Source organism: uncultured Tenacibaculum sp. (assembly GCF_947499065.1).
Taxonomy (GTDB): Bacteria; Bacteroidota; Bacteroidia; order Flavobacteriales; family Flavobacteriaceae; genus Polaribacter.
The window spans coordinates 273,220-296,101 of the sequence record NZ_CANMMT010000004.1 but is presented as its reverse complement, the minus strand read 5'-3'; the positions used below and the strand labels follow the sequence as shown (position 1 = coordinate 296,101).

19 protein-coding genes are annotated in these 22,882 nt (G+C 30.5%); 7 read left to right on the top strand and 12 right to left on the bottom strand.

Translation table 11 applies throughout. The annotated features are described in order from the left end of the window. The first annotated feature begins 99 nt into the window (after window positions 1-99). Window positions 100-1,548 (top strand): S41 family peptidase, encoded by a 1,449-nt coding sequence (locus Q0958_RS10955; protein WP_299122919.1) that lies wholly within the window; start codon window positions 100-102, stop codon window positions 1,546-1,548. Window positions 1,549-1,590: 42 nt separating this feature from the next. Here the strand turns inward: Q0958_RS10955 and Q0958_RS10950 are convergent, their stop codons facing one another. Then, a complete protein-coding gene (locus Q0958_RS10950; protein ID WP_299122917.1) occupies window positions 1,591-2,484 on the bottom strand; it encodes a DUF72 domain-containing protein in 894 nt (297 codons plus the stop codon). A 4-nt stretch (window positions 2,485-2,488) separates the two neighbouring features. Continuing rightward, window positions 2,489-3,442, bottom strand: a complete 954-nt coding sequence (locus tag Q0958_RS10945) for a patatin-like phospholipase family protein (protein ID WP_299122915.1) — start codon at window positions 3,440-3,442, stop codon at window positions 2,489-2,491. A 48-nt stretch (window positions 3,443-3,490) separates the two neighbouring features. Between Q0958_RS10945 and Q0958_RS10940 the strand changes: the two genes are divergently transcribed. The 5 genes from Q0958_RS10940 to Q0958_RS10920 all read left to right on the top strand — a co-directional run bounded on the left by Q0958_RS10940 (window position 3,491) and on the right by Q0958_RS10920 (window position 10,122). After that, window positions 3,491-4,534 carry an oxidoreductase gene (locus Q0958_RS10940; RefSeq protein WP_299122913.1) on the top strand — a complete coding sequence of 348 codons (1,044 nt, stop codon included), beginning with the start codon at window positions 3,491-3,493 and terminating at the stop codon, window positions 4,532-4,534. Between the two features lie 77 nt (window positions 4,535-4,611). Continuing rightward, window positions 4,612-7,554 carry an amidohydrolase family protein gene (locus tag Q0958_RS10935; RefSeq protein ID WP_299122911.1) on the top strand — a complete coding sequence of 981 codons (2,943 nt, stop codon included), beginning with the start codon at window positions 4,612-4,614 and terminating at the stop codon, window positions 7,552-7,554. Window positions 7,555-7,573: 19 nt separating this feature from the next. After that, entirely contained in the window at window positions 7,574-8,872 is a 1,299-nt protein-coding gene (locus tag Q0958_RS10930) for an amidohydrolase family protein (RefSeq protein WP_299122909.1), read from the top strand. Between the two features lie 94 nt (window positions 8,873-8,966). Next, the gene (locus Q0958_RS10925) at window positions 8,967-9,761 is read left to right on the top strand and encodes an RNA methyltransferase (RefSeq protein WP_299122907.1); all 795 of its coding nucleotides are present in this window, start codon (window positions 8,967-8,969) and stop codon (window positions 9,759-9,761) included. A 55-nt stretch (window positions 9,762-9,816) separates the two neighbouring features. After that, on the top strand, window positions 9,817-10,122 hold the full coding sequence (locus Q0958_RS10920) for a DUF6787 family protein (RefSeq protein WP_235274740.1): 306 nt from the start codon (window positions 9,817-9,819) through the stop codon (window positions 10,120-10,122). Between the two features lie 102 nt (window positions 10,123-10,224). Here the strand turns inward: Q0958_RS10920 and Q0958_RS10915 are convergent, their stop codons facing one another. From Q0958_RS10915 to Q0958_RS10875, 9 genes are all read right to left on the bottom strand, one after another. Beyond that, complete coding sequence (locus Q0958_RS10915; RefSeq protein ID WP_299122903.1) at window positions 10,225-10,413, bottom strand: hypothetical protein; 189 nt, start codon at window positions 10,411-10,413, stop codon at window positions 10,225-10,227. 86 nt (window positions 10,414-10,499) lie between these two features. Beyond that, entirely contained in the window at window positions 10,500-11,354 is an 855-nt protein-coding gene (locus tag Q0958_RS10910) for a mechanosensitive ion channel family protein (protein WP_299122901.1), read from the bottom strand. After that, window positions 11,354-12,040: an aspartate/glutamate racemase family protein gene (locus tag Q0958_RS10905; RefSeq protein ID WP_299122899.1), complete on the bottom strand. Its 687-nt coding sequence runs from the start codon at window positions 12,038-12,040 to the stop codon at window positions 11,354-11,356. Before Q0958_RS10905 ends, Q0958_RS10910 begins: the two co-directional genes overlap by 1 nt. Continuing rightward, on the bottom strand, window positions 12,041-14,755 hold the full coding sequence (locus Q0958_RS10900) for a DNA gyrase/topoisomerase IV subunit A (RefSeq protein ID WP_299122897.1): 2,715 nt from the start codon (window positions 14,753-14,755) through the stop codon (window positions 12,041-12,043). It lies immediately after the preceding gene. Between the two features lie 215 nt (window positions 14,756-14,970). Further along, window positions 14,971-16,830 (bottom strand): DNA topoisomerase IV subunit B, encoded by a 1,860-nt coding sequence (locus tag Q0958_RS10895; RefSeq protein WP_235274733.1) that lies wholly within the window; start codon window positions 16,828-16,830, stop codon window positions 14,971-14,973. Window positions 16,831-16,946: 116 nt separating this feature from the next. Then, window positions 16,947-17,309 (bottom strand): hypothetical protein, encoded by a 363-nt coding sequence (locus tag Q0958_RS10890; RefSeq protein WP_299122893.1) that lies wholly within the window; start codon window positions 17,307-17,309, stop codon window positions 16,947-16,949. Window positions 17,310-17,473: 164 nt separating this feature from the next. Next, window positions 17,474-18,139: a response regulator gene (locus tag Q0958_RS10885; RefSeq protein WP_299122891.1), complete on the bottom strand. Its 666-nt coding sequence runs from the start codon at window positions 18,137-18,139 to the stop codon at window positions 17,474-17,476. 2 nt (window positions 18,140-18,141) lie between these two features. Then, a complete protein-coding gene (locus tag Q0958_RS10880; RefSeq protein ID WP_299122889.1) occupies window positions 18,142-19,926 on the bottom strand; it encodes a tetratricopeptide repeat-containing sensor histidine kinase in 1,785 nt (594 codons plus the stop codon). Window positions 19,927-19,974: 48 nt separating this feature from the next. Further along, entirely contained in the window at window positions 19,975-20,160 is a 186-nt protein-coding gene (locus tag Q0958_RS10875; RefSeq protein ID WP_299122887.1) for a hypothetical protein, read from the bottom strand. 373 nt (window positions 20,161-20,533) lie between these two features. Between Q0958_RS10875 and Q0958_RS10870 the strand changes: the two genes are divergently transcribed. Continuing rightward, entirely contained in the window at window positions 20,534-21,097 is a 564-nt protein-coding gene (locus Q0958_RS10870; RefSeq protein ID WP_299122885.1) for a hypothetical protein, read from the top strand. Window positions 21,098-21,249: 152 nt separating this feature from the next. Here Q0958_RS10870 and guaB read toward each other — a convergent pair whose 3' ends face one another. Then, window positions 21,250-22,725 (bottom strand): IMP dehydrogenase, encoded by a 1,476-nt coding sequence (gene guaB / locus Q0958_RS10865; protein WP_299122884.1) that lies wholly within the window; start codon window positions 22,723-22,725, stop codon window positions 21,250-21,252. Window positions 22,726-22,882: the final 157 nt, after the last annotated feature.

The following is a 22,882-nucleotide window of genomic DNA, read 5'->3' as shown; positions in this document are numbered from 1 at the left end:
ACATAACTACGACGACGTAGTTACAAGTTTGTTACATCAATTTAAAAAAAAATAATATTATTGATTAAATTGCGTTGTATTATAGCTAATATATTCCATATGAAATTACTTAAAATATTCTTAGTTGCTTTTTTAGCAGTATCAATAACCTCTTGTAGTGATAAAGATGATACTCCTGCAAATATTCAAATTCCTAACTTTGTTTGGAAAGGTATGAATGCTTATTATTTATGGCAAAATCAAGTTCCTGATTTATCTGATAATCGTTTTTCTAATGATCAAGAATTATATAGTTATTTGTCTAATCAAAGTGACCCTGCTACTTTTTTTAGTAACTTACTATATATGCCTAATGAATACCCTAAAGATCCTAATAGAACTTATTCTTGGATTGTTGATGACTACGTAGCTTTGGAACAAGCTTTTCAAAGCAATCGTTTAACAACTGGTATGAAAGTTAAGGGTAAAAGTTTTTCAGATGGTTCTGGTGGCTATTATGTTTATGTGTATGATGTTGCTAAAGGTTCTAATGCAGAAACCAACGGAGTTAAAAGAGGAATGTTAATTACTCAAATAAATGGAACAACAATTACTGAAGCAAATGTTAATTCGTTATTTAACAATAGTTCATTTACCATCCATTTAGCAAACTACAATGCAGGAAATCCTATTGCTAACGGAACAACTATTTTATTAACCAAATCGCAATTAACTGAAAATCCAATAAAAGAAGCTAAAGTAATTACTAGTGGTAGTAAAAAGATTGGGTATATTATGTATAATCAATTTTCTAATGCTTTTGATGGCGACTTAAATGCTGAATTCTTAAAATTTAAAAATGATGCTATTGACGATTTAATTATCGATTTAAGATATAATGGTGGTGGTTCTGTTCAAACTGCTGTTTATTTAGGTAGTATGGTTACTGGGCAATTTAAAGATCAACTTTTTTCTAAACAAGTTTGGAATAGTAAAGTAATGGCTGTAGCTAATCCTAATCAGTTAATCAACAACTTTACTGATCAAATTTTAAATAAAGATGCTAGTGGTAATGTAGTTTTAAACGAAACTATCAATAGCTTAAATTTAGGCACTGTATATTTTATAGTTTCGGATAAAACTGCTTCTGCTTCAGAACTTATAATAAATGCTCTATCTCCTTACATCAATGTAAAATTAGTAGGGGTTCAAACTTATGGTAAACACGTAGGCTCTATTACTTTATATGATTCTGAAAACTTTAGAAAAAATGGTCCAAATTTTAGAACAAATCATACATGGGCTATGCAACCTATTGTATTAGAAATTCAAAACAAAAAAGGAGAAAACAAACCAGATGGTTTTATTCCTGAGGTAACTTTGGAAGAAAATCCTGGAAACTTAGGGATTATTGGTGATCCTACAGAACCTTTACTACAAAGAACTATTCAATATATTACTACAGGTTCTAAAGGTTTTCCTTCAGCTCCAACAATAAGAACTCATATTCCTTGGAATTCATCTATGAGTAATATTGATTATAACAATATGTATATTGATTTAAAATAAAAACCAATAAAAAAAGACCAGCTTTAAAGCTGGTCCTTTTGTTTACAACAAACTCATTTGTTGACCATTATCTTCATTTGGTATTTTTAAATTAATACTTAACTCTTTATTTAGTTTCTTAATAAAATGTGCTGCTAATAATGGGGATTCGATTTCTAAATTTTGATGTATAAAAAAGTGAATATTCTCCAAACCTAAATCAACCCATTCTTTTAATCTTACAACCCAATCGTCTAAACGAGTATAATCTGATACATGATTAGCTCCTACGTATCGTATAAATGCCTCATTATTTGTTAAACGCATATGTGCCATATCTCTTCTTCCTGCTGTATCAACCAATACATTGGCTATCTGATTTTCTTCTAACAACTCTGTAAACTCATCAAAAATAGATGAATCGTCATACCAATCTTTGTGTCTTAATTCTACTGCTAGTGGAATTCCTTTTGGCCAGCTTACAACAAAATTCTTTAGTGCTTCAAAATTTTTAGGCCCAAAATTAGAATGCATTTGTAAAAATATAGTCCCTAATTTTTCTTTTAAATGTACCGAATTATCTAAATACAAATTAACAGCATCTTGTACTCCTTGTAAACGCTTCCAATGACTTATCTCCTGCCCTAACTTAGGGAAAAACTTAAAATTTTCAGGTGTTTTCAATCTCCATTTATCAAATTGTTCTGCTGAAAATTGACGATAAAAAGTAGCGTTCAACTCTATTGAATTGAATTGCTTAGAGTAATATGCTAATTCATCTTTAGTTCCTCTAGGATAAAAACCTTTTAAATCGGCCTTGTTCCATTTAGCACAACCTACATAAACATTCAATTTATTTTCCTTCCTTTGAGAACTTAACAAATCAACTGTTTTTGTATGTGTAACAGGTAATGAAAAATCTATTAATTCTGGGTAATCTACCTTTCCAAATTTCATAACACTAAGAGTTTTCTAATCCTTCTTCAATTTCTTGATTATCTATCATTTCTGGCCTAAACTCACTCATTTTTTCTTCATTCAATCTTTTAGCATATTTATAACCAGACTTCCACCATTTTTTCATCTTCTCTTTCTCAAAAACTAAAGAATTGGTTGTTAAAACGGTAGGTGTATAGTATAGATTCAATTTTACATCGTGCTGTTTAGCAGATAACTTCCCTATGGTAATATTATGTTTTTCAACATTTTCTAGCATAAAATCGAAAGTATCCATCATTAAAGAAAATGGATTTCTAGCTGGTAATCTATTTATTTGAGTAACTTCAGTAGCTAAGATAATAGCATCTACTTCGGTTGCTCCTCTTAAAATAGCTTCTCTTATAGGAACTAAACTACCAAAACCACCATCTGCATATTGACAATGGTCTTTTTCTAACAAACTCATAAAAGGAACATAATTGCACGAACCCCAAACCCAATCGCAGAAATCATCATAACTACAATCTAAAATAGATTTATATTCAATTTGATTGGCTGTTAAATTAGAAACCGTTACTACAACATCTTTATTAGCTTCTCGTATTTGGTGGTACATCTTTTTAGTAACACTTTTTTTTATCAGCTTTCTTAGATTCTTACTTTCTCCAAAAGTCTTTCGTCCATTTAAAAAGTTCCAAAAAGTATTTCTGTGTCTAATAGAAATTACTTTGGCGCCATTTACTTTTCTAATTTTAAAAGGACTGTTACTAAAAATAGATTTTTGGTCTACAGAAGTATAAACATCTTTTAATTCATCAACCATCCCTAAAGCTAGGTGTGATACCATTAAACTTCCTGTTGAAGTTCCTAAAAACATATCGTAATCCTTTCCTTTTTCTTTCATTAAATATTGAGCAACGCCACCTGCGAATGCCCCTTTACTTCCACCTCCAGAAATTACTAATGCTTTCTTCATAGAATTAAATTGATTTATCTATTTTTATTTCTGTAAAAATATCAAAAAATGAAACGAATTTCACTTTTAATTTTAGTCGTAATTATTTCTTTTTCTTGCAAAAAAGAGTATACTCCTAGAAATATCGATTCAGTAAAAATAACTGAATATAAACAAGATAGTATTAGTATTCGTGCTATACAAGTAATTTCCGAAAACGAATTATTATACGCTGGTTCTAAAGGTGCTCTCGGTTTAACTCAAGACGGAGGTAAATCTTGGGATATAAAACGTCTAAAATACAATGATTCTATCATTCCTAATTTTAGAAGTATTGCTATGAACAAAGAAGGAGTTTTTGCTCTTTCAGTTGCAAATCCTGCATTATTATTTAAGGTGAATCTAGAAAAAGATACACTAGTTTACAAAGAAGAACATGAAAAAGTATTTTACGATTGTATGAAATTTTTTGATGATGGCTTGCATGGAATTGCTGTTGGAGACCCTACAGAAGATTGCCCTTCAATCATACTGACTTCAAATGGTGGAATTACTTGGAAAAAATTACCATGTGAAAAACTTCCTAAATTTGAAGAAGGTGAAGCTTTTTTTGCTGCAAGTAATACCAATATTACTATTATAAATAAAACCGTGTGGATAGCTTCTGGTGGTAGCAAAGCTAGAATTTTAAAATCTGTAGATTACGGTAACACTTGGAAAATTTACAATACACCAATTGTACAAGGTGATGGTCCTCAAGGAATTTATTCTATTGATTTTTATGATGAAAATAACGGGATTGCTATTGGGGGAAACTATTCTAAAGAAGATGATAATTGTGCTAACAAAGCTATTACTAAGGATGGTGGTAAAACATGGACTGTTGTTGCAGACAATCAAAACCCTAATTATAAAAGTTGTGTACAGTATGTACCAAACACCAATGGAAAAGAAATTTTTGCAGTAGGTAAAACTGGAATTTCATTTTCTAATGATGGTGGAATCTCATGGAAAGAAGTTAGTAAAGATAAATACTACGCCATTCAATTTGTTGATGAGAATACAGCTTGGCTTTCAGGACATGAAAAAATTGGAAAATTAATGCTTAAATAATTCTTAATTATTTGTTAAAACAAGATACTTTCTTTTTAGAAAAAGATACCTTTAACCTTTAATCAATTTAATTATCAATGAGAAAAACACTCTTACTCCTATTATTCATGTGCTTGTCTACAGTGTATGCACAAGAATATTTTCCAAATAACAAAGGAGTCAAAACATCAAAAAATAATGTATTTGCATTTACGAATGCTAAAATTTATGTAAATCCAAATACTATTATCAAAAAAGGAACATTACTTATAAAAGACGGTAAAGTTGTAAGTAGTGGAAAGTCTGTTTCAATTCCAAAAAATGCACAAGTAATTGACTTAAAAGGAAAAACTATTTATCCTTCATTTATCGATGCCTATACTACTTTTGGTATACAAGCACCAAAAGGAGAAGGATGGTCACGCAAGCGTCCACAATACGATGCTGGTAGAAAAGGATACTACTGGAATGATCATATTAGACCTGATGTAAACCCTTTAAATCAATTTAAATTTGATACTAAAAAAGCTAAAGAATTATTAAACTTAGGTTTTGGTGTTGTAAATACACACTTAGAAGACGGTATCATGCAAGGAAATGGAATATTAGTAGCACTTAACCCAAATAGTACTAATGCTTATAGAATTTTAGACAAAGAATCAGGAAACTATTTATCTTTTAGTAGAAGTAACAAATCGCGTCAAATGTACCCTACTTCTCGTATGGGAGCAATGGCTTTACTAAGGCAAACTTATTTAGATGCTGACTGGTATGCTAAAGGTAAAATGAAAAACACTGATTTATCTTTACAAGCATTGAATAATAAAAAAGACTTAGCTCAAATTTTTAGAGGTGGAAACTATCTAGACGATTTAAGAGCTGATAAAATTGGAGATGAGTTTGGAATTCAATATACCATAGTTGGTGGTGGTGACGAATTTGAGCGTATTAATGATATAAAGAATACCAATGCTACTTTTATAATTCCTATTAATTTTAGAAAAGCTTACGATGTTAGCGACCCTTTTTTAGCTGATCAAGTAGCACTTAGTGATATGCGTAAATGGAACCAAGAACCATCTAATCCATCAGTATTAGCTAAAAATAAAGTTCCTTTTGCTTTAACAACATATCAATTAAAAAAAGCAACTGACTTTACTGCTAACTTAAGAAAAGCTATAAAATACGGTTTAAACAAAACAAAAGCTTTAGAAGCTTTAACTACAGTTCCTGCAAACATTCTTAAAAACACTAAGATTGGAAACTTAAACAATGGAAGTTATGCTAACTTCTTAATTACTTCAGGAGATATTTTTGATAAGAATACTACTTTATACGAAAACTGGGTTCAAGGAGACAAAAATGTTGTAAACCCAATGAACATTAAAGACCTTTCTGGAGAATACACTTTAACTGCTAATGGTAAAACATATAACATGACTATTAGTGGAAAAGGAGCTAAACAAAAAGCAACTATAAAACAAGGTGATAAAAAAGTAAATTCTAAATTTTCTTTTAAAGATAACTGGGTAACGATTACTTTGAGAGAAGGTGATAATTTTACACGCTTATCAAGTTTTGTAGAAGATAAAAACTTAAAAGGAACTGCTATAGATAATAATGGAAATACATCGCAATGGACAGCAGTTTTCAACTCTAAAAAGAAAGATAAAAAAGATAAAAAAGGAGACAAAAATAAAACTCCTGAAATAGTGACTGTTACTTATCCAAATGTTGGATATGGTAATACTAATAAACCAAAGCAAGAAAATATTTTAATTAAAAACACAACAGTTTGGACTTCAGAAAATGGAACTATTTTAAACAATACTGATGTTTTAATTAAAAATGGAAAAATTAGTCAAATAGGTAAAAATCTTTCTTCTAGAGGAGCTAAAGTTATTGATGGAACTGGAAAATACTTAACAGCTGGAATTGTTGATGAGCATTCACATATTGCTACTTCAGCAGTAAATGAAGCAGGACATAATTCAACTGCTGAAGTTACTATAGAAGATGTTGTAAACCCTGATGATATTAATATTTACAGAAACTTAACAGGTGGTGTAACTTCAATACAAGTATTACACGGTTCGGCAAACCCAATTGGTGGACGTTCTGCAATACTTAAATTAAAATGGGGTGAAAACGCTGATAAATTAATTTACAAGAACTCTCCTAAGTTTATCAAGTTTGCTTTAGGAGAAAATGTAAAGCAATCAAACTGGGGAGATTTACAAACTGTGCGTTTTCCACAAACACGTATGGGAGTTGAACAAGTTTATATTGATTATTTCCAAAGAGCTAAAGAATACGATGCTAGAAAGAAAAGTGGTCAACCATACCGTAAAGATTTAGAGTTAGAAGCTTTGGCTGAAATTATAAATAAAGAACGTTTTATTTCATGTCACTCTTACGTTCAATCAGAAATTAATATGTTAATGAAAGTTGCTGAAATGTTTGATTTCAACATTAACACATTCACACATATTTTAGAAGGATATAAAGTAGCGGATAAAATGAAAAAACACGGTGTTGGTGGATCTACATTTGCCGACTGGTGGGCTTATAAGTATGAAGTAAATGATGCAATTCCTTATAATGCAGCAATCATGCACAGACAAGGAGTAACGGTTGCTATAAATTCTGATGACGCAGAAATGTCTAGAAGATTAAATCAAGAAGCAGCTAAATTGGTAAAATATGGTGGATTATCAGAACAAGAAGCTTGGGCTACAGTAACTATAAATCCTGCTAAGTTATTACACTTAGATCAACAAACTGGAAGTATTAAAGAAGGTAAAGATGCCGATGTTGTTTTATGGAGTGGAAACCCTCTTTCTGTATATTCAAAAGCAGAAAAGACAATTATTGATGGTACTATCTACTTTGATATTGATGCCGATTTACAAAAGAGAAAATCAATTAAAGAAGAGCGTTCTAAATTGATTAACATGATGTTACAAGAAAAATTAAAAGGAGCTAAAACTCAAGCACCTTCTAAGAAAACTAAAAAATTATTCCACTGTGATACTGAATAAGAACTTAAAAAAAACAAACATGAAACTAAAAGTAATATATAGTCTATTGTGTTTCTTATTCATAGGAAATATAATGGCACAACAAACGCCAGCTTCTAAACAAACTACCGATTATAGTATTGAGGGAGCTACAGCTCACTTAGGAAACGGAGAAGTAATTGAAAACTCTTTAATTATGTTCTCTAAAGGTAAAATTTCTTTTGTTGGAAGTGCTAACATGAAAATAGCTCGTGCAGGTACGGTAATTAATGCTAAAGGAAAACATGTATATCCTGGTTTTATTGCTGCTAATACTTCATTAGGTTTAGCTGAAATTGATGCTGTAAGAGCTACTAGAGATTTTGATGAAACAGGAAATATGCTTCCTCATATACGTAGTATTATTGCTTACAACACAGAGAGTAAGGTTGTTGAGAGTATGAGACCTAATGGTGTTTTTATGGCACAAATAACTCCAAGAGGAGGTGTAATATCAGGAACATCATCGGTTGTACAATTCGATGCTTGGAACTGGGAAGATGCTGTTTTAAAAACAGACGATGGTGTTCATATGAATTGGCCTAGTAGCTTTAGACCTACAAGCTGGAGCTTTGGTGGTGTAGGGAATTTTAAACCTAACAAAAACTACCAAAAAAGTATTAATCATATAGAAAAATACATTACCAGTGCTAAGAATTATTTAGCTGGTAAAAAAGAAGCAAAGATTTTACCATACGAAGCTTTACAAGGAGTGTTAAATGGTACGCAAAAAATGTTTGTCCATGTAAATGGTCAAAAATCGATAACAGATGCTGTAAATACTCTAAAAAAGCTTGGCATTAAGAATATTGTAATTGTAAAAGGTAGAGAAGCAGAAAAAGTAGCTGATTTATTAAAAAGCAATAATATTCCTGTAATTTTAGAAAGAGCGCACAGATTACCTGGAGGTGAAGATGAAGACTATGATTTACCTTTCCGTTCTGCTAAAATGTTAAGCGATGCAGGAATTTTAGTAGGTTTAGGTATGGAAGGAGATATGGAACGTATGAATACAAGAAATCTTCCTTTTTATGCTGGAACTTATGCCGCTTATGGTTTAGATAAAGAAAAAGCTGTACAACTGATCACAGAAAACAATGCAAAAATTTTAGGAGTAAGCGATAAAGTAGGAACTTTAGCTGTAGGTAAAGACGCAACTTTATTTATTTCAGAAGGTGATGCTTTAGATATGCGAACAAATATTTTAACAGACGCTTTTATACAAGGAAGAAAAATTAGTTTGGAAACACATCAAACAAAATTATGGAAACGATATTCCAACAAGTATAAAAATCAATAACAAAGAAGCTCGGTATTAACCGAGCTTTTTTTATACTTCAAAATTTATCTAAAAACTAGTAAGTCAAATACGCTATATTCAATATTTTTGCAACATGAAAATAATTAGCAGTACGCAAAATTCTTACATAAAAGATTTATTAAAACTACAAGACAAATCTAGAGAACGAAAGAAAAAAGGGTTGTTTTTAGTAGAAGGAAAACGTGAAATATCTTTAGTAATTAAAGGAGGTTATCAAATAGAAACAATTTTATTTGTTCCTGAATTATTTTCAGAAAAAAGTTTACAAGAAATACAAAAGCATACAACTAACTGTATTGAAATAACCAAAGAAGTATACCAAAAATTAGCTTACCGAGATACTACCGAAGGCGTAATTGCAGTAGTTAAAACTAAAAGTTTTGAGTTGAGTGCTATTCAATTTAACACTCCTACTCCACTTGTTTTAGTATTAGAAGGAATTGAAAAACCTGGGAATATTGGAGCTATGTTACGATCGGCAGATGCAGCCAATATTGATGCAGTATTAATAGCTAATCCAAAAACTGATTTATTCAACCCTAACATTGTACGTTCTAGTGTTGGTTGCTTATTTACCAATCAAATAGGTGTTGGTACAACAGAGGAAACTATTACTTTTTTGCAACAGCAAAATATTCATATTTACAGTGCTACATTGCAAAATTCTAATGAGTATCATAAAAACGATTACAAACAAGCTACAGCATTAGTGGTAGGAACTGAAGCAACTGGATTAACACAAGAATGGCGTGACAAAGCAACTCAGAATATAAACATTCCTATGCAAGGAGAAATAGACTCTATGAATGTTTCCGTGGCCGCTGCTATATTAATTTTTGAAGCTAAACGACAACGAGATTTTAAATAAAATCTATTTGTCTGCACTTAATCTTTTAACTATTTTTGCAGTCGATTATTTACTTATGGAAAAATTAAAACAACGTTGGGGTATTGAAAATAATTGGGCAATCATAGCAATCCTAATTGTTTTCGCTATTAACGGTTCTTTTGCAGCTTGGGTTGCTAAACCTATTACAGCTTTCTTAGGGCTTCACCAAGAAACAACTGCTGCTTGGATTTATTGGCCATTACGTATTTTATTAATTTTCCCTATTTATCAAGCAACATTACCTATAGTTGGATGGGTATTTGGTCAATTTAAATTCTTTTGGGCTTTCGAAAAAAAGTTTTTAGGTCGTTTAGGTCTAGGCTTCTTGTTTAAAAACTAATTTTTAATAATAGTAAATATTATTATTAAAAACATTTCATAAAATTAAGATTCAATTAATTCTATATAAAAAAGCTTAACATAAATGTTAAGCTTTTTCTTTTTAGTTTAAAATGTACTCTTGACAAATCTTTTCAAATTTCGCGATTAACCTTTGAGAACCTTCCTCATCACCTCTTCTAAGATGTCTATCTGATCTATTAAGTAACCTTTGACATCTTCTTATACTTGGACCTCCTGCAAATATTTCTGATTGTTCTTCTCTGGTTAATTCTTTTCCTAGTAATTTCATGTTTTAAAATTTAAATTAATAATGCTAATCTAGAGCTAAAAAATAAATTTCACATATATTTTGCTATAATTTTTTCTTAAAAATATCTATACCTTGAGTACTTTATGAATAGGAATTGGAAGTTGTACTCCTTCAGCTAAAAAACGTTTGTGTACAGCTTCTTTTAAAGCACACTTTGTTTTAAACTCTTGAAAAGGTTCATTCAACCAAACATAGGCACGCATATGTATGTGATCTGGATGTATATCTATTACACGTACATCTACTTGCTCTGCGTTTGCCATTACTTGTTCTGGAGTTCTAAAATCAATTACAGTTGGTAATTTTATAGCTTCTTCTTGTATAATTTTTCTAGCTAAATCAATATTAGCCTTTATACCTAGTTTGAAATTATTAAAACTTAAAACATGTGAATCTTCTATCGTATGATTCAATACTGAATCGGTACTAATTACCGAATTTGGTATAATTAATCGTTTATTTTCAAAATTATTAATTACCGTATGACGTAAAGTAATGTCTTCTACAATACCAACCCTTGTATCGTCTAATTTAATATAATCTCCTACTCTAAATGGACGGAAAATAACAATAAAAGCTCCCGCTATTAAGTTCGATAAAGCTGCCTGTGCCGCGAAACCGATTATCGCAGCTAATATACCGGCTCCTGAGAATATTAAAGTAGCTTTACTTCTAAAAGCTGGCACAGTCATAATAATATAGGCTATACCGAAAAGACCTAGAAAAAACTTAACCGAATTTCTAAAAAACAAGATACTTGTTCTTCCATAGCGATCTGTTTTTCTTCGTTTTATTATTTGAACTATAATATAACGCGTAATTCTAGATAATAACCAAACTACTAATCCGACGAGAAGTATATAACCTACAATTCCAAAAAAAGAATCTAAATTAAACTGGTATGTATGTAGTTCTTTCATTACTTTGAAAGATTAAATGCTTTTGTTGCGTGAATGGTTGTAGTATCAAAAACAGGAATTGAAACATCTTCTTGTTTTATCAATAAAGGTATTTCAGTACATCCTAAAATAACTCCTTCTATACCTTGCTCCTCTAATTTACGTATAATTTTTAGATATGCTTCTTTAGAGTTTTTATTTAAAACTCCTTTAGCCAATTCATTATAAATAACTGTGTGGATAATAGTTCTATCTTCTTTATCAGGTATTATTGTTTCTATACCCATACTTTTTAATACATCTGTATAAAAAGTTTTCTCCATAGTATACTTTGTACCTAACAATGCTACCTTTTTTAATTTCTTTTCTAAAATTACCTCACCAGTAGCTTCTGCAATATGTATGACAGGAATTTGTATGGCTTCTTTAACCTCGTTTATAGTTAAATGCATGGTATTGGCACATATTACAATACAGGATGCACATGCCGCTTCTAAACTTTTTGCTGCATCAACCATGATAGTAGCCAAAACATCCCATTTACCTTCGGTTTGAAGTTGAGATATTTGACCAAAATCCATAGAATTAATAAGAACTTTTGCCGAGTGCTTTTCGCCAAACGATTCTGTGGCTAACTTATTTAGTACCTGATAGTACATAATAGTTGACTGCGGTGTAATCCCTCCTATTAATCCTATTGTTTTCATTTAAAATAAGGCTGTTTGACTATCGTCATCTTCTTCGGCACTCTTTTTCTTCTTTTGAAGTGCTCTTGCCAATGCTTTCTTTGCTTTATCCTCTTTAGTTTCTACAAATTCCTTTTGCGGAGCTTCCTCTACTTCTAAAGGCAATGTTTCTTCAATTGTTTCTTCTTCGTTTACCTCTATCTCTTCTACTTTCTCCTCTTCTGGTTCTTCGTATGGTAAAGATTCTAATAAATTAACTGTTCTAATTTTATCAGTTGTTAATTGATTTCCTAAAGCTTTGATACCTTTTATAGAAATAAACTCTTCAAAGTTTACCTGAATTCTTTCTAAACTTCTCTTTGAAAAAACAACCTCAGCCATTGGTCTGTAATCCGTAGCAATAATTTCTAATTTAGATTTTTCACTTTCAGAAATAAAAACCTCTTCCTTGTCTGGAGTTTCTATTAAGAAACGTTTCACATAGTAACGCTCTTTTGCTCCTTCAAAATAAATAGCTGATATTGGCTTCTTAGGATTCCATTTCTCCAGTACAATCATATCATTTTCAAAATGCATTGCTAAATCTGGTGAAACTGCTTTTATTTTTCCTGATTGTGTTGCTATTAATATTTTGTCTTCTGCTCTAAATTCTCCTAATAAATCTCCTCTTCCATCTACATTTAATCGTTGAACAGCATCGTCGAACCAAATCTTACGAGGTTTTAAAGTAGAAACTCCTGCTGATTTAAATTCGATTTTTTTAATTGCGAATTTTGTTATTTGGTTTCCTCTTACCCCTCTTCCTTTTATAGCTAAATCGGCAAAATCAATATCCCATTTTAACTTTTTTATACTACCTACAGCACGTAAGTTAATTGTAACTACCTCTGCTTCTCCATTTGGATTTGCTGAAAAGTATAAAACTTTTGAACCTTTATTTCCATTGGTTAAATCGTATTCTTTGTCGCGAGTTACACTCGTTACATTGAATCGCTTCATATAACTTGGTCCTTTGGTTCCATCTTTATACATCATATTATACACCGTACGTTTGTCTTTCTTTTTAAAGACTGCTATGTGTAAAATTCCTTTTCCTACAAAGGTTTTTGATGCTACTTTTGTTACAATCATAGTACCGTTATCTCTGAACACAATGATATCGTCAATATCTGCACAATCGGTAACATATTCATCTTTTCGTAAAGAAGTACCTATAAATCCTTCTTCTTTATTTACGTATAATTTGGTGTTACGCATTACTACCTTAGTAGCTACGATATCATCAAATATTCTAATTTCAGTTCTACGTTCGCGTCCTTTTCCGAATTTTGCTTTTAAAGCTTTAAAATAGTCAATTGCAAAATCAATCAAATTATCTAAATGATGTTTTACCTCTGCTATTTTTTCTTCTAAAGCTTCTATATGCTGTTTCGCTTTGTCAATATCGAACTTAGAAATCTTTTTAATTCTAATTTCTGTTAATCGGACAATATCTTCCTCAGTTACTGGACGCTTTAAATGTTTTATATGTGGTTGTAATCCTTTATCTATTGCTTCAATTACTCCTTCCCATGTTTCTACTTCCTCAATATCACGATAAATTCTATTTTCAATAAAAATACGTTCTAACGATGCAAAATGCCATTGTTCTTCTAATTCGTGTAATTGAATTTCTAACTCTAACTTTAACAATCTAACAGTTAGGTCTGTTGAATGTTTTAATATTTCAGATACTCCAGCAAATACCGGTTTATTATTTTCAATCGTACATGCTAATGGTGATATTGAATTTTCACAATTCGTAAAAGCATATAAAGCATCTATGGTTTTATCTGGCGAAACATTTGGAGGTAAATGCACTAATATTTCTACATTAGCTGCGGTGTTATCCTCTATCTTCTTTATCTTAATTTTACCTTTATCGTTAGCTTTTAAAATACTATCTATTAACGATGTAGTAGTTGTTGCAAATGGAATTTCGGTAATTACCAGCGTTTTCTTGTCTAACTGCGAAATTTTAGCTCTTACTCTTACCTTTCCTCCTCTTTTACCATCGTTATAATTGGTAAAATCAGCGATTCCTCCAGTTAAGAAATCTGGTACTATTGTAAAACTTCTTCCTTTTAAATATTTTACCGAGGCATCTATTAACTCATTAAAGTTATGCGGTAATATTTTAGTCGATAATCCTACAGCAATACCTTCTGCTCCTTGTGCTAATAATAATGGGAACTTTACTGGTAAATCTATTGGCTCTTTTCGTCTTCCATCATACGACATTTTCCATTCTGTAGTTTTTGGATTAAAAACTACTTCTAGAGCAAACTTTGATAAACGTGCCTCAATATAACGTGATGCTGCCGCTCTATCTCCTGTTAAGATATTACCCCAGTTTCCTTGCATATCAATTAGCAGCTCTTTTTGTCCCATTTGTACCATGGCATCAGCAATAGACGCATCTCCATGTGGGTGATACTGCATGGTATGACCTACAATATTGGCTACCTTGTTATAACGCCCATCATCTAAATCTTTCATCGAATGCATAATACGACGTTGTACAGGTTTAAACCCGTCTTCTATTGATGGTACAGCACGTTCTAAAATTACATACGAAGCATAATCTAAAAACCACTCTTTATACATTCCTGTAACCTTGGTAATGGTTTCAGTTTGTTCGTGATTTTGATTTGCTAATTCTTCGTCGTGTTCGTAATTGTTGTTTTCTTCACTCATTGAATAATGTGTATTCTTTTAAGAGTTCTTATTTGTTAGTTTTTTACTACTCAAGTATATTATTAGATACACTAAAATAGCAACTATCATTCTTACATAATTCTTACTATTTCTACTCCAACTTAAATCATTAAAGTCGAGGTTAGAAACACTTATAATAAAAAATGTTGCAGCTACAAGTAAATATATTTTTATTCTTCTCTGCTTATCCATTTTTATGAATTCTCCTCAGCTAAGTCTAATTCTACCTTTAAATTTTCTATAATAAACTTTTGGCGATCTGGTGTATTCTTACCCATGTAGAATTGTAACATTTGATCTATAGACATTTCTTTGTCTAACATTACTGGATCTAAACGTATATCATCTCCAATAAAGTGTACAAATTCATTTGGCGAAATCTCCCCCAATCCTTTAAATCGAGTTATTTCTGGCTTTCCTCTTAATTTATTTATAGCTTCTTGTTTTTCTTCTTCTGAATAACAATAAATCGTTTCTTTTTTATTTCGAACTCTAAAAAGTGGTGTTTCTAAGATGTATAAATGTCCTTCTTTAATTACTTCTGGGAAAAACTGTAAGAAGAAAGTTATTAATAATAAGCGTATGTGCATTCCATCGACATCGGCATCGGTTGCGATTACAATATTGTTATATCGTAAATCTTGTAAACCATCTTCTATATTTAATGCTGCTTGTAATAAATTAAACTCTTCATTTTCGTATACAATTTTCTTAGTTAATCCGTACGAATTTAAAGGCTTTCCTTTTAAACTAAATACTGCTTGTGTATTTACGTTTCTCGATTTTGTAATCGATCCACTTGCCGAATCCCCCTCCGTAATAAACAAAGTAGTATCTAAGTATGCTTCCTTTTTTGTGTCTCCAAAGTGAATACGACAATCGCGAAGTTTCTTATTATGTAAGCTTGCCTTCTTGGCTCTATCTTTTGCTAATTTTCGTATTCCTGAAAGCTCTTTACGTTCCTTTTCAGCTTGTAAAATCTTTCTTTGTAAAGCTTCTGCTACTTCTGTATTCTTATGTAAGTAATTATCTAATTTTGTTTTTACAAAATCGTTGATATAGGTTCTTACGGTTGGTAAATCGCCTCCCATATCTGTAGAACCTAACTTTGTTTTTGTTTGACTTTCAAAAACTGGCTCCATTACCTTTATGGAAATCGCCGAAATAATTGATTTTCTAACATCTGAAGCCTCAAAATTCTTTCCGTAAAATTCTCTAACCGTTTTTACAATCGCTTCTCTAAATGCAGCTTGGTGTGTACCTCCTTGTGTAGTATGCTGTCCATTTACAAATGAGTGATATTCTTCTGAATATTGTGTTTTACTGTGTGTAATTGCAATTTCAATATCGTCTCCTTTCAAATGGATTATTGGATACAACATATCATCTTGATTGTTGTTATCTTCTAATAAATCTTTTAATCCATTTTCTGAATGAAATTTCTCCCCATTAAAAACAATGGTTAACCCTGGATTTAGGTATACATAGTTTTTAAGTAATCGGATTATATATTCTGGACGGTACTTATAATTTTTAAAGATAGAGTCATCAGCAATAAATGTTACTTTAGTTCCTCTTCTACGCGATGTTTCTTCTAAAAACTCTTGATTTGTTAAACTTCCTTTTTCAAACTCTGCAGAGGCTGACTTCCCGTCTCTTGTAGATTCTACTCTAAAATACGTAGATAAGGCATTAACCGCTTTGGTTCCTACCCCATTTAGTCCTACCGACTTTTTAAAAGCTCTAGAATCGTATTTTCCTCCCGTATTCATTTTCGACACTACATCGACTACTTTTCCTAACGGAATTCCTCTACCGTAATCTCTTACAATTACTTTTTCTCCTTGAACAGATACTTCAATTGTTTTTCCAGTACCCATTACAAACTCATCAATAGAGTTATCTAAAACCTCTTTTACCAAGATATAAATTCCATCGTCTGGAGATGAACCATCTCCTAGTTTTCCAATGTACATTCCCGGACGCATTCGGATGTGTTCTTTCCAATCGAGCGAGCGTATATTATCTTCGGTATATTTTGTTTCTTGAGTCATAAAATTTAAGGAAATTGAAGTCTCTGCTAAAATAGTATTTACTCTGTAAAAACAAAAAACTCTGTTGAATTAATTTTCAACAGAGTTAAGGTTTTCTATTCTATTTTCTATAATTTCTATACCTCCATCGCCACTGGCTTAACAACTAATGTCATTGTTGCAGACGATTTTGAGTTTCCATCAGATACTTCTACATCAATTAAATATGTTTTTGGTGGAGTTGTTTTTCCTGCTTGAACTCTTAAAGTTCCATCGCTTGAAATTGTAAACAAATTACTTTCGTCTTTCTTTATTGAAAACGTAAGTGAATCATCTTCTAAATCTGTAGCTACTATTTTTAATGTTATTATTGCATTTTGAAAAACCTCAAAAGCTTGTGCTTTAATAATTGGTGCTGTGTTTATTACTGCATCGTCTTTTGAACATGAAGTGAATTGTATTAAAAAAATTAATGCGAATAATGTGGTAATTTTTTTCATTTTATGTTTGCTTTTATAATTTTCTTCGGCAAACATATTAGCTTGTTTTTCTCTTTTATTCTTTTTGTTTCCCAACGTTCTTTTTTTGTTTCCGTATAATAAAAAACACTGTTAGTTTTAGTTCTAACAGTGTTTTTTATTATTCTTTTGCTAATCGTTTTTTTCTAAATCAACCCAAAATCTTTAGTTATTGCTATTAATTGAGTGGGATTTTTAGCATTAAAACTTTCTTTCAAAATTTTTAATCTTTTCTCTACCGAGCTAATACTATTTGGTTTTATTTTATTTATTTCTAATTCTTTACAAATACCTCTTTGATCCAATCCATTTGCTAATTTTTTCAACAAAAAAACATCATAATCTGTAATCTCAAAACTTTCTTTTTTCTTTAGAACATGTGATAATTTTGGAGATATAAAGAATGTATCATTATATACTAGTTCTATTGCAGTTTTTAACTCCCTTTCTCCATGTATTGATTTCCATACATAAGCATTTATCTTCAACTCTTTACACAATTGCTGTACTCTAAAAGGTTTATCTTCTACAGAAAAGATAATCGTTTTTAATAAAGGCTGTAGTTTTTTTGCCTCAGAAATTAAATCTTCCCCTGTCTCCAGTCTTTGTGGATTTGGATTTTCTAAGAAAGATAAATCGCTAATTAACAAATCAAAAGGTTCATTATCTAACCATGCCTTTTTTAATTTTAAAAAAGCTTCATCACAATATTTTGCGTATTCTATTTTTGGAATTTCTATACTTTCTAATGCTGCTTTTATTCCACTAGACATAAAATCGGCATCTTCTGCTATTAATACTTTTTTAAACATATTTATTTCTTAAATCGAAACGTTACATGAAATCCTTTTTGTGTTTCTAAATCAAAAGTAATAGTTCCTCCTATCGATTTAATACGGGTTTCCATATTTTTCAATCCACTTTTCATTTCTATTGTATCAACTCCCACTCCATTATCTTTGTATTCCACCTTTAATGTATCTTTTATCTCTGAAAATGCTACAATTACCAAACTAGCTTGACTATGCTTTTTCATATTTACTAAGAGCTCCTGTAATAATCGATACAACACAATTTGTTTTTCTTTTTGTAAAGCATTTAGGTTTACCTCGGATAACCCTTTATTCATTATTTTACAAGTATCTGAAGTAAAATCTACAAATAATTGTTTAAAAAAACCTTCAAACAATTTCCCTGTAATAACTGGACTATTTTCTCTGGAAATATTTCTAGTAAGTGTGTATATTTTTTCTAAATCGTATAATATTGAAGTATTTTCTCGCTTTTCCTTTTGTAGTTTATTCATGACTAAATACATATCATTTGCTAGTACATCATGAATCTTTTTAGCCAGACGAGTTTCAGTATTATACACCTCTACAATTTTTTCTTTTTTGGTTTTATTTCTTTTGTAAAAAACATAACTAACAAACCCAAGAAATGAAGTAAGACCTATAAAAGTCCAAAATTGTTTTTGTGTTTTTTGCTCTTGAGCTACTAATTTGTTTTGTAGTGCTTTTTTTTCATTCTCTTCGCTTTCATATTTTACTAATGCATATTTATATTGTGATTTCTCTTTTGCTAATTGCAAACTATCACCTATTCTAATTCTCTCATTTACATAAATAAGCGCCTTTTCAGGTTTTTCTTTTGAAGAAATTTTGTCAATAGCCTCCATAACATCATAAGGGCTTTTTTCTTTCTTAGAAACATTATACATTTTATATGCATATTCTAAAGATTCGTTCTTATTCAAATTATAATAATAATCTGATAAATGTGCATAACTAGCTTTTAATCCATTAAAATCTTTTTCTTCTTCTCTAATTAATTTAGCCTTAACAAGTTCTTTTAATACATTCTTTTTTGGATTTTGCAACCATTTCGTATGTGCTAAATTATCTATAATTCGTGCTTGTGTTTTTGGTTCTATTTTAAAAAAAGAATGGGTTAATAGAGTTTCTAAAATCTCAATAGATTTTGAGTATTCTTTTAAATCTTTATAAACATTTGCTATATTATTTTTATACTCAATAATGTTCTTGTTATTGTTTGATAAATTAATAGCTTTTTGATAATAGTTAATAGCTCCTTTAAATAGCTTTTGCTTTCTATAGTTTATTCCCAAATTATTATAAATCACTGCACTATACTTTTTATTATTATTGAAATAATTCAGTGCTTTAATTGCTGTTGTATTACTTTTTTCATAATCACCAAAACTAGATTCTATAATAGCTTTATTTGAATACACTTTACCTAATCTTATACTATCTTTTATTTCAATAAAAAATAGTATTGCATTATTATAAAAATAATATGCTGAATCTGTTTCATTAAATTTTTCATAATAAAGACCTAATCTATTATAAGCTTTTCCCGAATATAGCAAGTTATTATTATTTAAGGCTTTATTTAAATATTCTTTAAGGTTAAGTTTTGTTCTTTTTTGATCACCTTCTTTATGAGATTTTTTAACCTTATCAGCTATGAATTTGTAATCTTCTTTTATTATTTTTTTTTCATCTTTCTTATTACAAGAACAAACAATTAAAATTATTAATAAAATTAAATTGTATAATTTCTTTCTTTTTTTCATTTGTCTAAAATAAAAAAGGTTGAGTAAATTACTCAACCTTTTTTATTTTTAATCTTCTTCATCATCATCTATTGGGGTTTGTCCATCTTCCCCTCCTGTATCCAAATTTTGATTACCTGTTGTACTTTGAAGTTGCTCCTCTATTTGGTTTTGTACAACATCTTCCGATAAATCTGTACAAGATGTAAATACCCCACTTATTATTAAAGCTACTATAAAAATTATTTTTTTCATTATTCTGTCTTTTAAAATTTGGGATTAAGTCCCCACTCCAAGCACATTACTTAGAGTTTATTAGTGTTTGAAAACACTTGAAATTTTAAAAGAGTCGCGCGCCTCTTTCATGGGAAGTGGAGATAAAAAATCAGTAAGTTTTAATAGCTTCCCCTCTAAAAAAATCACCGATTTAAAATCTATTTTTAAAGAATTTATTGACTTATATTTTAAGTACTTAATCAATTAATTCTGTAGCAAATATTGTTTCTATTGATAAATTTCTATGGAAAAGAATTGGAAAAGAATTGGAAAAAAACTTCCTTTTTACGGATTCCCTTTTTATTAGCCTTTTTCACCTATCTACATTTGCGAGAACCCAAAAAAACCTACGATGCTCAAGGAATTATTAAAACAACTTTATTTAAATCTTGAAAACGAAATTGAAAATGATAGAAAAAATAAAACGGGGAATTTTGATTTTTTTGAAGAAAGAATTTTAAAACAAGAACGATTTAAAAAACACAAAAACGTAAGCGTTACTTCAAAAACCATGAAGAACTACTACGAAAAACATGTTGAAGGAAGAAAAAATAAATCAAAAGAACCAAATATTGATTTAAAAAATCTAATTGCTGAATATTTAAATTATGAGAGTTATACAGATTTTATATCCAAATCAGCAATAATTAAAAGTTCTAAAAAAAAGAATAAGAAATCAACTAATTTTTCTTCTTTAAAATTATATAGAAAACTTAGTCATCAAATGGCTATGTGTTGTTGTATACTGTTTATATCTACGTTATCTCTTTTCTTTTATATAAACAACCATCATTCCAATAATAACTACATTGTTGTGCATGACCTGCATCATAAAAAAAACATTAATGATAAACATGCTATAAACATTACTATTTTAAAAAAAGAAACTGTAAAAAAGAACACTATTTTTTTTTAATTCAAGAAGGTTACTTCTTCGTATTGAAGGATTAGAAAAGTATTTTCAGATAGAGAGTCCCCCATCCCCCAAACTAAAATACTTATTTACATAAAAAAACGCCGCTAGTTTTAAAAACTAACAGCGTTGTATAATTTATATTTAAATAGATTTTATCTTCTACTATAATTTGGTGCTTCTTTGGTAATTGCTACATCATGTGGGTGACTTTCGTTAATTCCACTTGCTGTAATACGAACAAATTTCCCTGTATTTTTCAAAGTCTCAATATCCTTTGCTCCACAGTATCCCATACCTGCACGTAAACCTCCTACAAATTGATGAATGCTTTCTACCAATTCTCCTTTATATGGTACACGTCCAACAATTCCTTCCGGTACTAATTTTTTAATATCATCTTCTACATCTTGGAAATAACGATCTTTTGAACCTTGTTTCATTGCTTCTACTGATCCCATTCCTCTATACGACTTGAATTTTCTTCCTTCGTAAATAATAGTTTCTCCTGGGGATTCTTTAGTTCCTGCTAATAAAGACCCTAACATAACACAATCAGCACCTGCTGCTATTGCTTTTGGAATATCTCCTGTATAACGAATACCTCCATCGGCAATTACTGGTACTCCTGTTCCTTTAATCGCTGCAGCTACTTCTATAACAGCTGAGAATTGTGGAAATCCTACTCCAGCAACTACTCTTGTTGTACAAATAGACCCTGGTCCTATTCCTACTTTTACAGCATCTGCTCCCGCTTCTACTAAATATTTTGCTGCTTCTGGTGTTGCTATATTTCCTACAACAACATCCAATTCAGGGTATTTATTTTTTACTTCTTTCAATACTTTTACAACACCTTGTGTATGTCCGTGTGCTGTATCGATAATTACAGCATCTACACCTGCGTTTACTAATGCTTCTGTTCTTTCAACTGCATCATGTGTTACTCCTAAAGCAGCTGCTACTCGTAAACGTCCATAACTATCTTTGTTAGCAGTAGGCTTTAAAGTAAGCTTTGTGATATCTCTAAAAGTAATTAAACCTACTAACTTATCGTTATCATTAACAACTGGTAACTTTTCAATCTTATTCTCTTGTAAAATTACTTCTGCTTCTTTTAATGAAGTTCCTTCTGCTACTGTAACTAAATTTTCTGAAGTCATTACTTCAACAATTGGACGCTCATTGTTTTTCTCAAAACGTAAATCACGATTCGTTACAATTCCTACTAGTTTTCCTGCTTCATCTACAATTGGAATTCCTCCAATTTTATGCTCACGCATTGCTTGCTTTGCATCTAAAACAATAGCTTTTAACGATAAGGTAATTGGATCGATAATCATTCCACTCTCTGCACGTTTTACTTTACGTACTTCTTGTGCTTGCTGAGCTATTGTCATATTTTTATGCAACACTCCTATTCCTCCTTCTCTTGCCATAGCAATAGCCATAGCAGATTCGGTTACAGTATCCATTGCAGCAGATACTATTGGAACATTTATCGTTATGTTTTTTGTGAATTTTGTTTGGATTGAAACTTCTCTTGGAAGCACTTCAGAGTAAGCTGGAACTAATAGTACATCATCGTACGTTAAACCTTCGCCTACAAATTTTGATTGATGAGCTTGCATGTGCAATTAATTTAGTGTGTTGTTAATTAATTGCGTACAAATATACTATAAAAAAAGTGAATTTTACCTTTAAATTATAGTTAACAAAATATAGTTAATAATTTTATTTAAAATAAATCTAAATAAAATTTGCTCAACTCAAAAAGTCAAGTACATT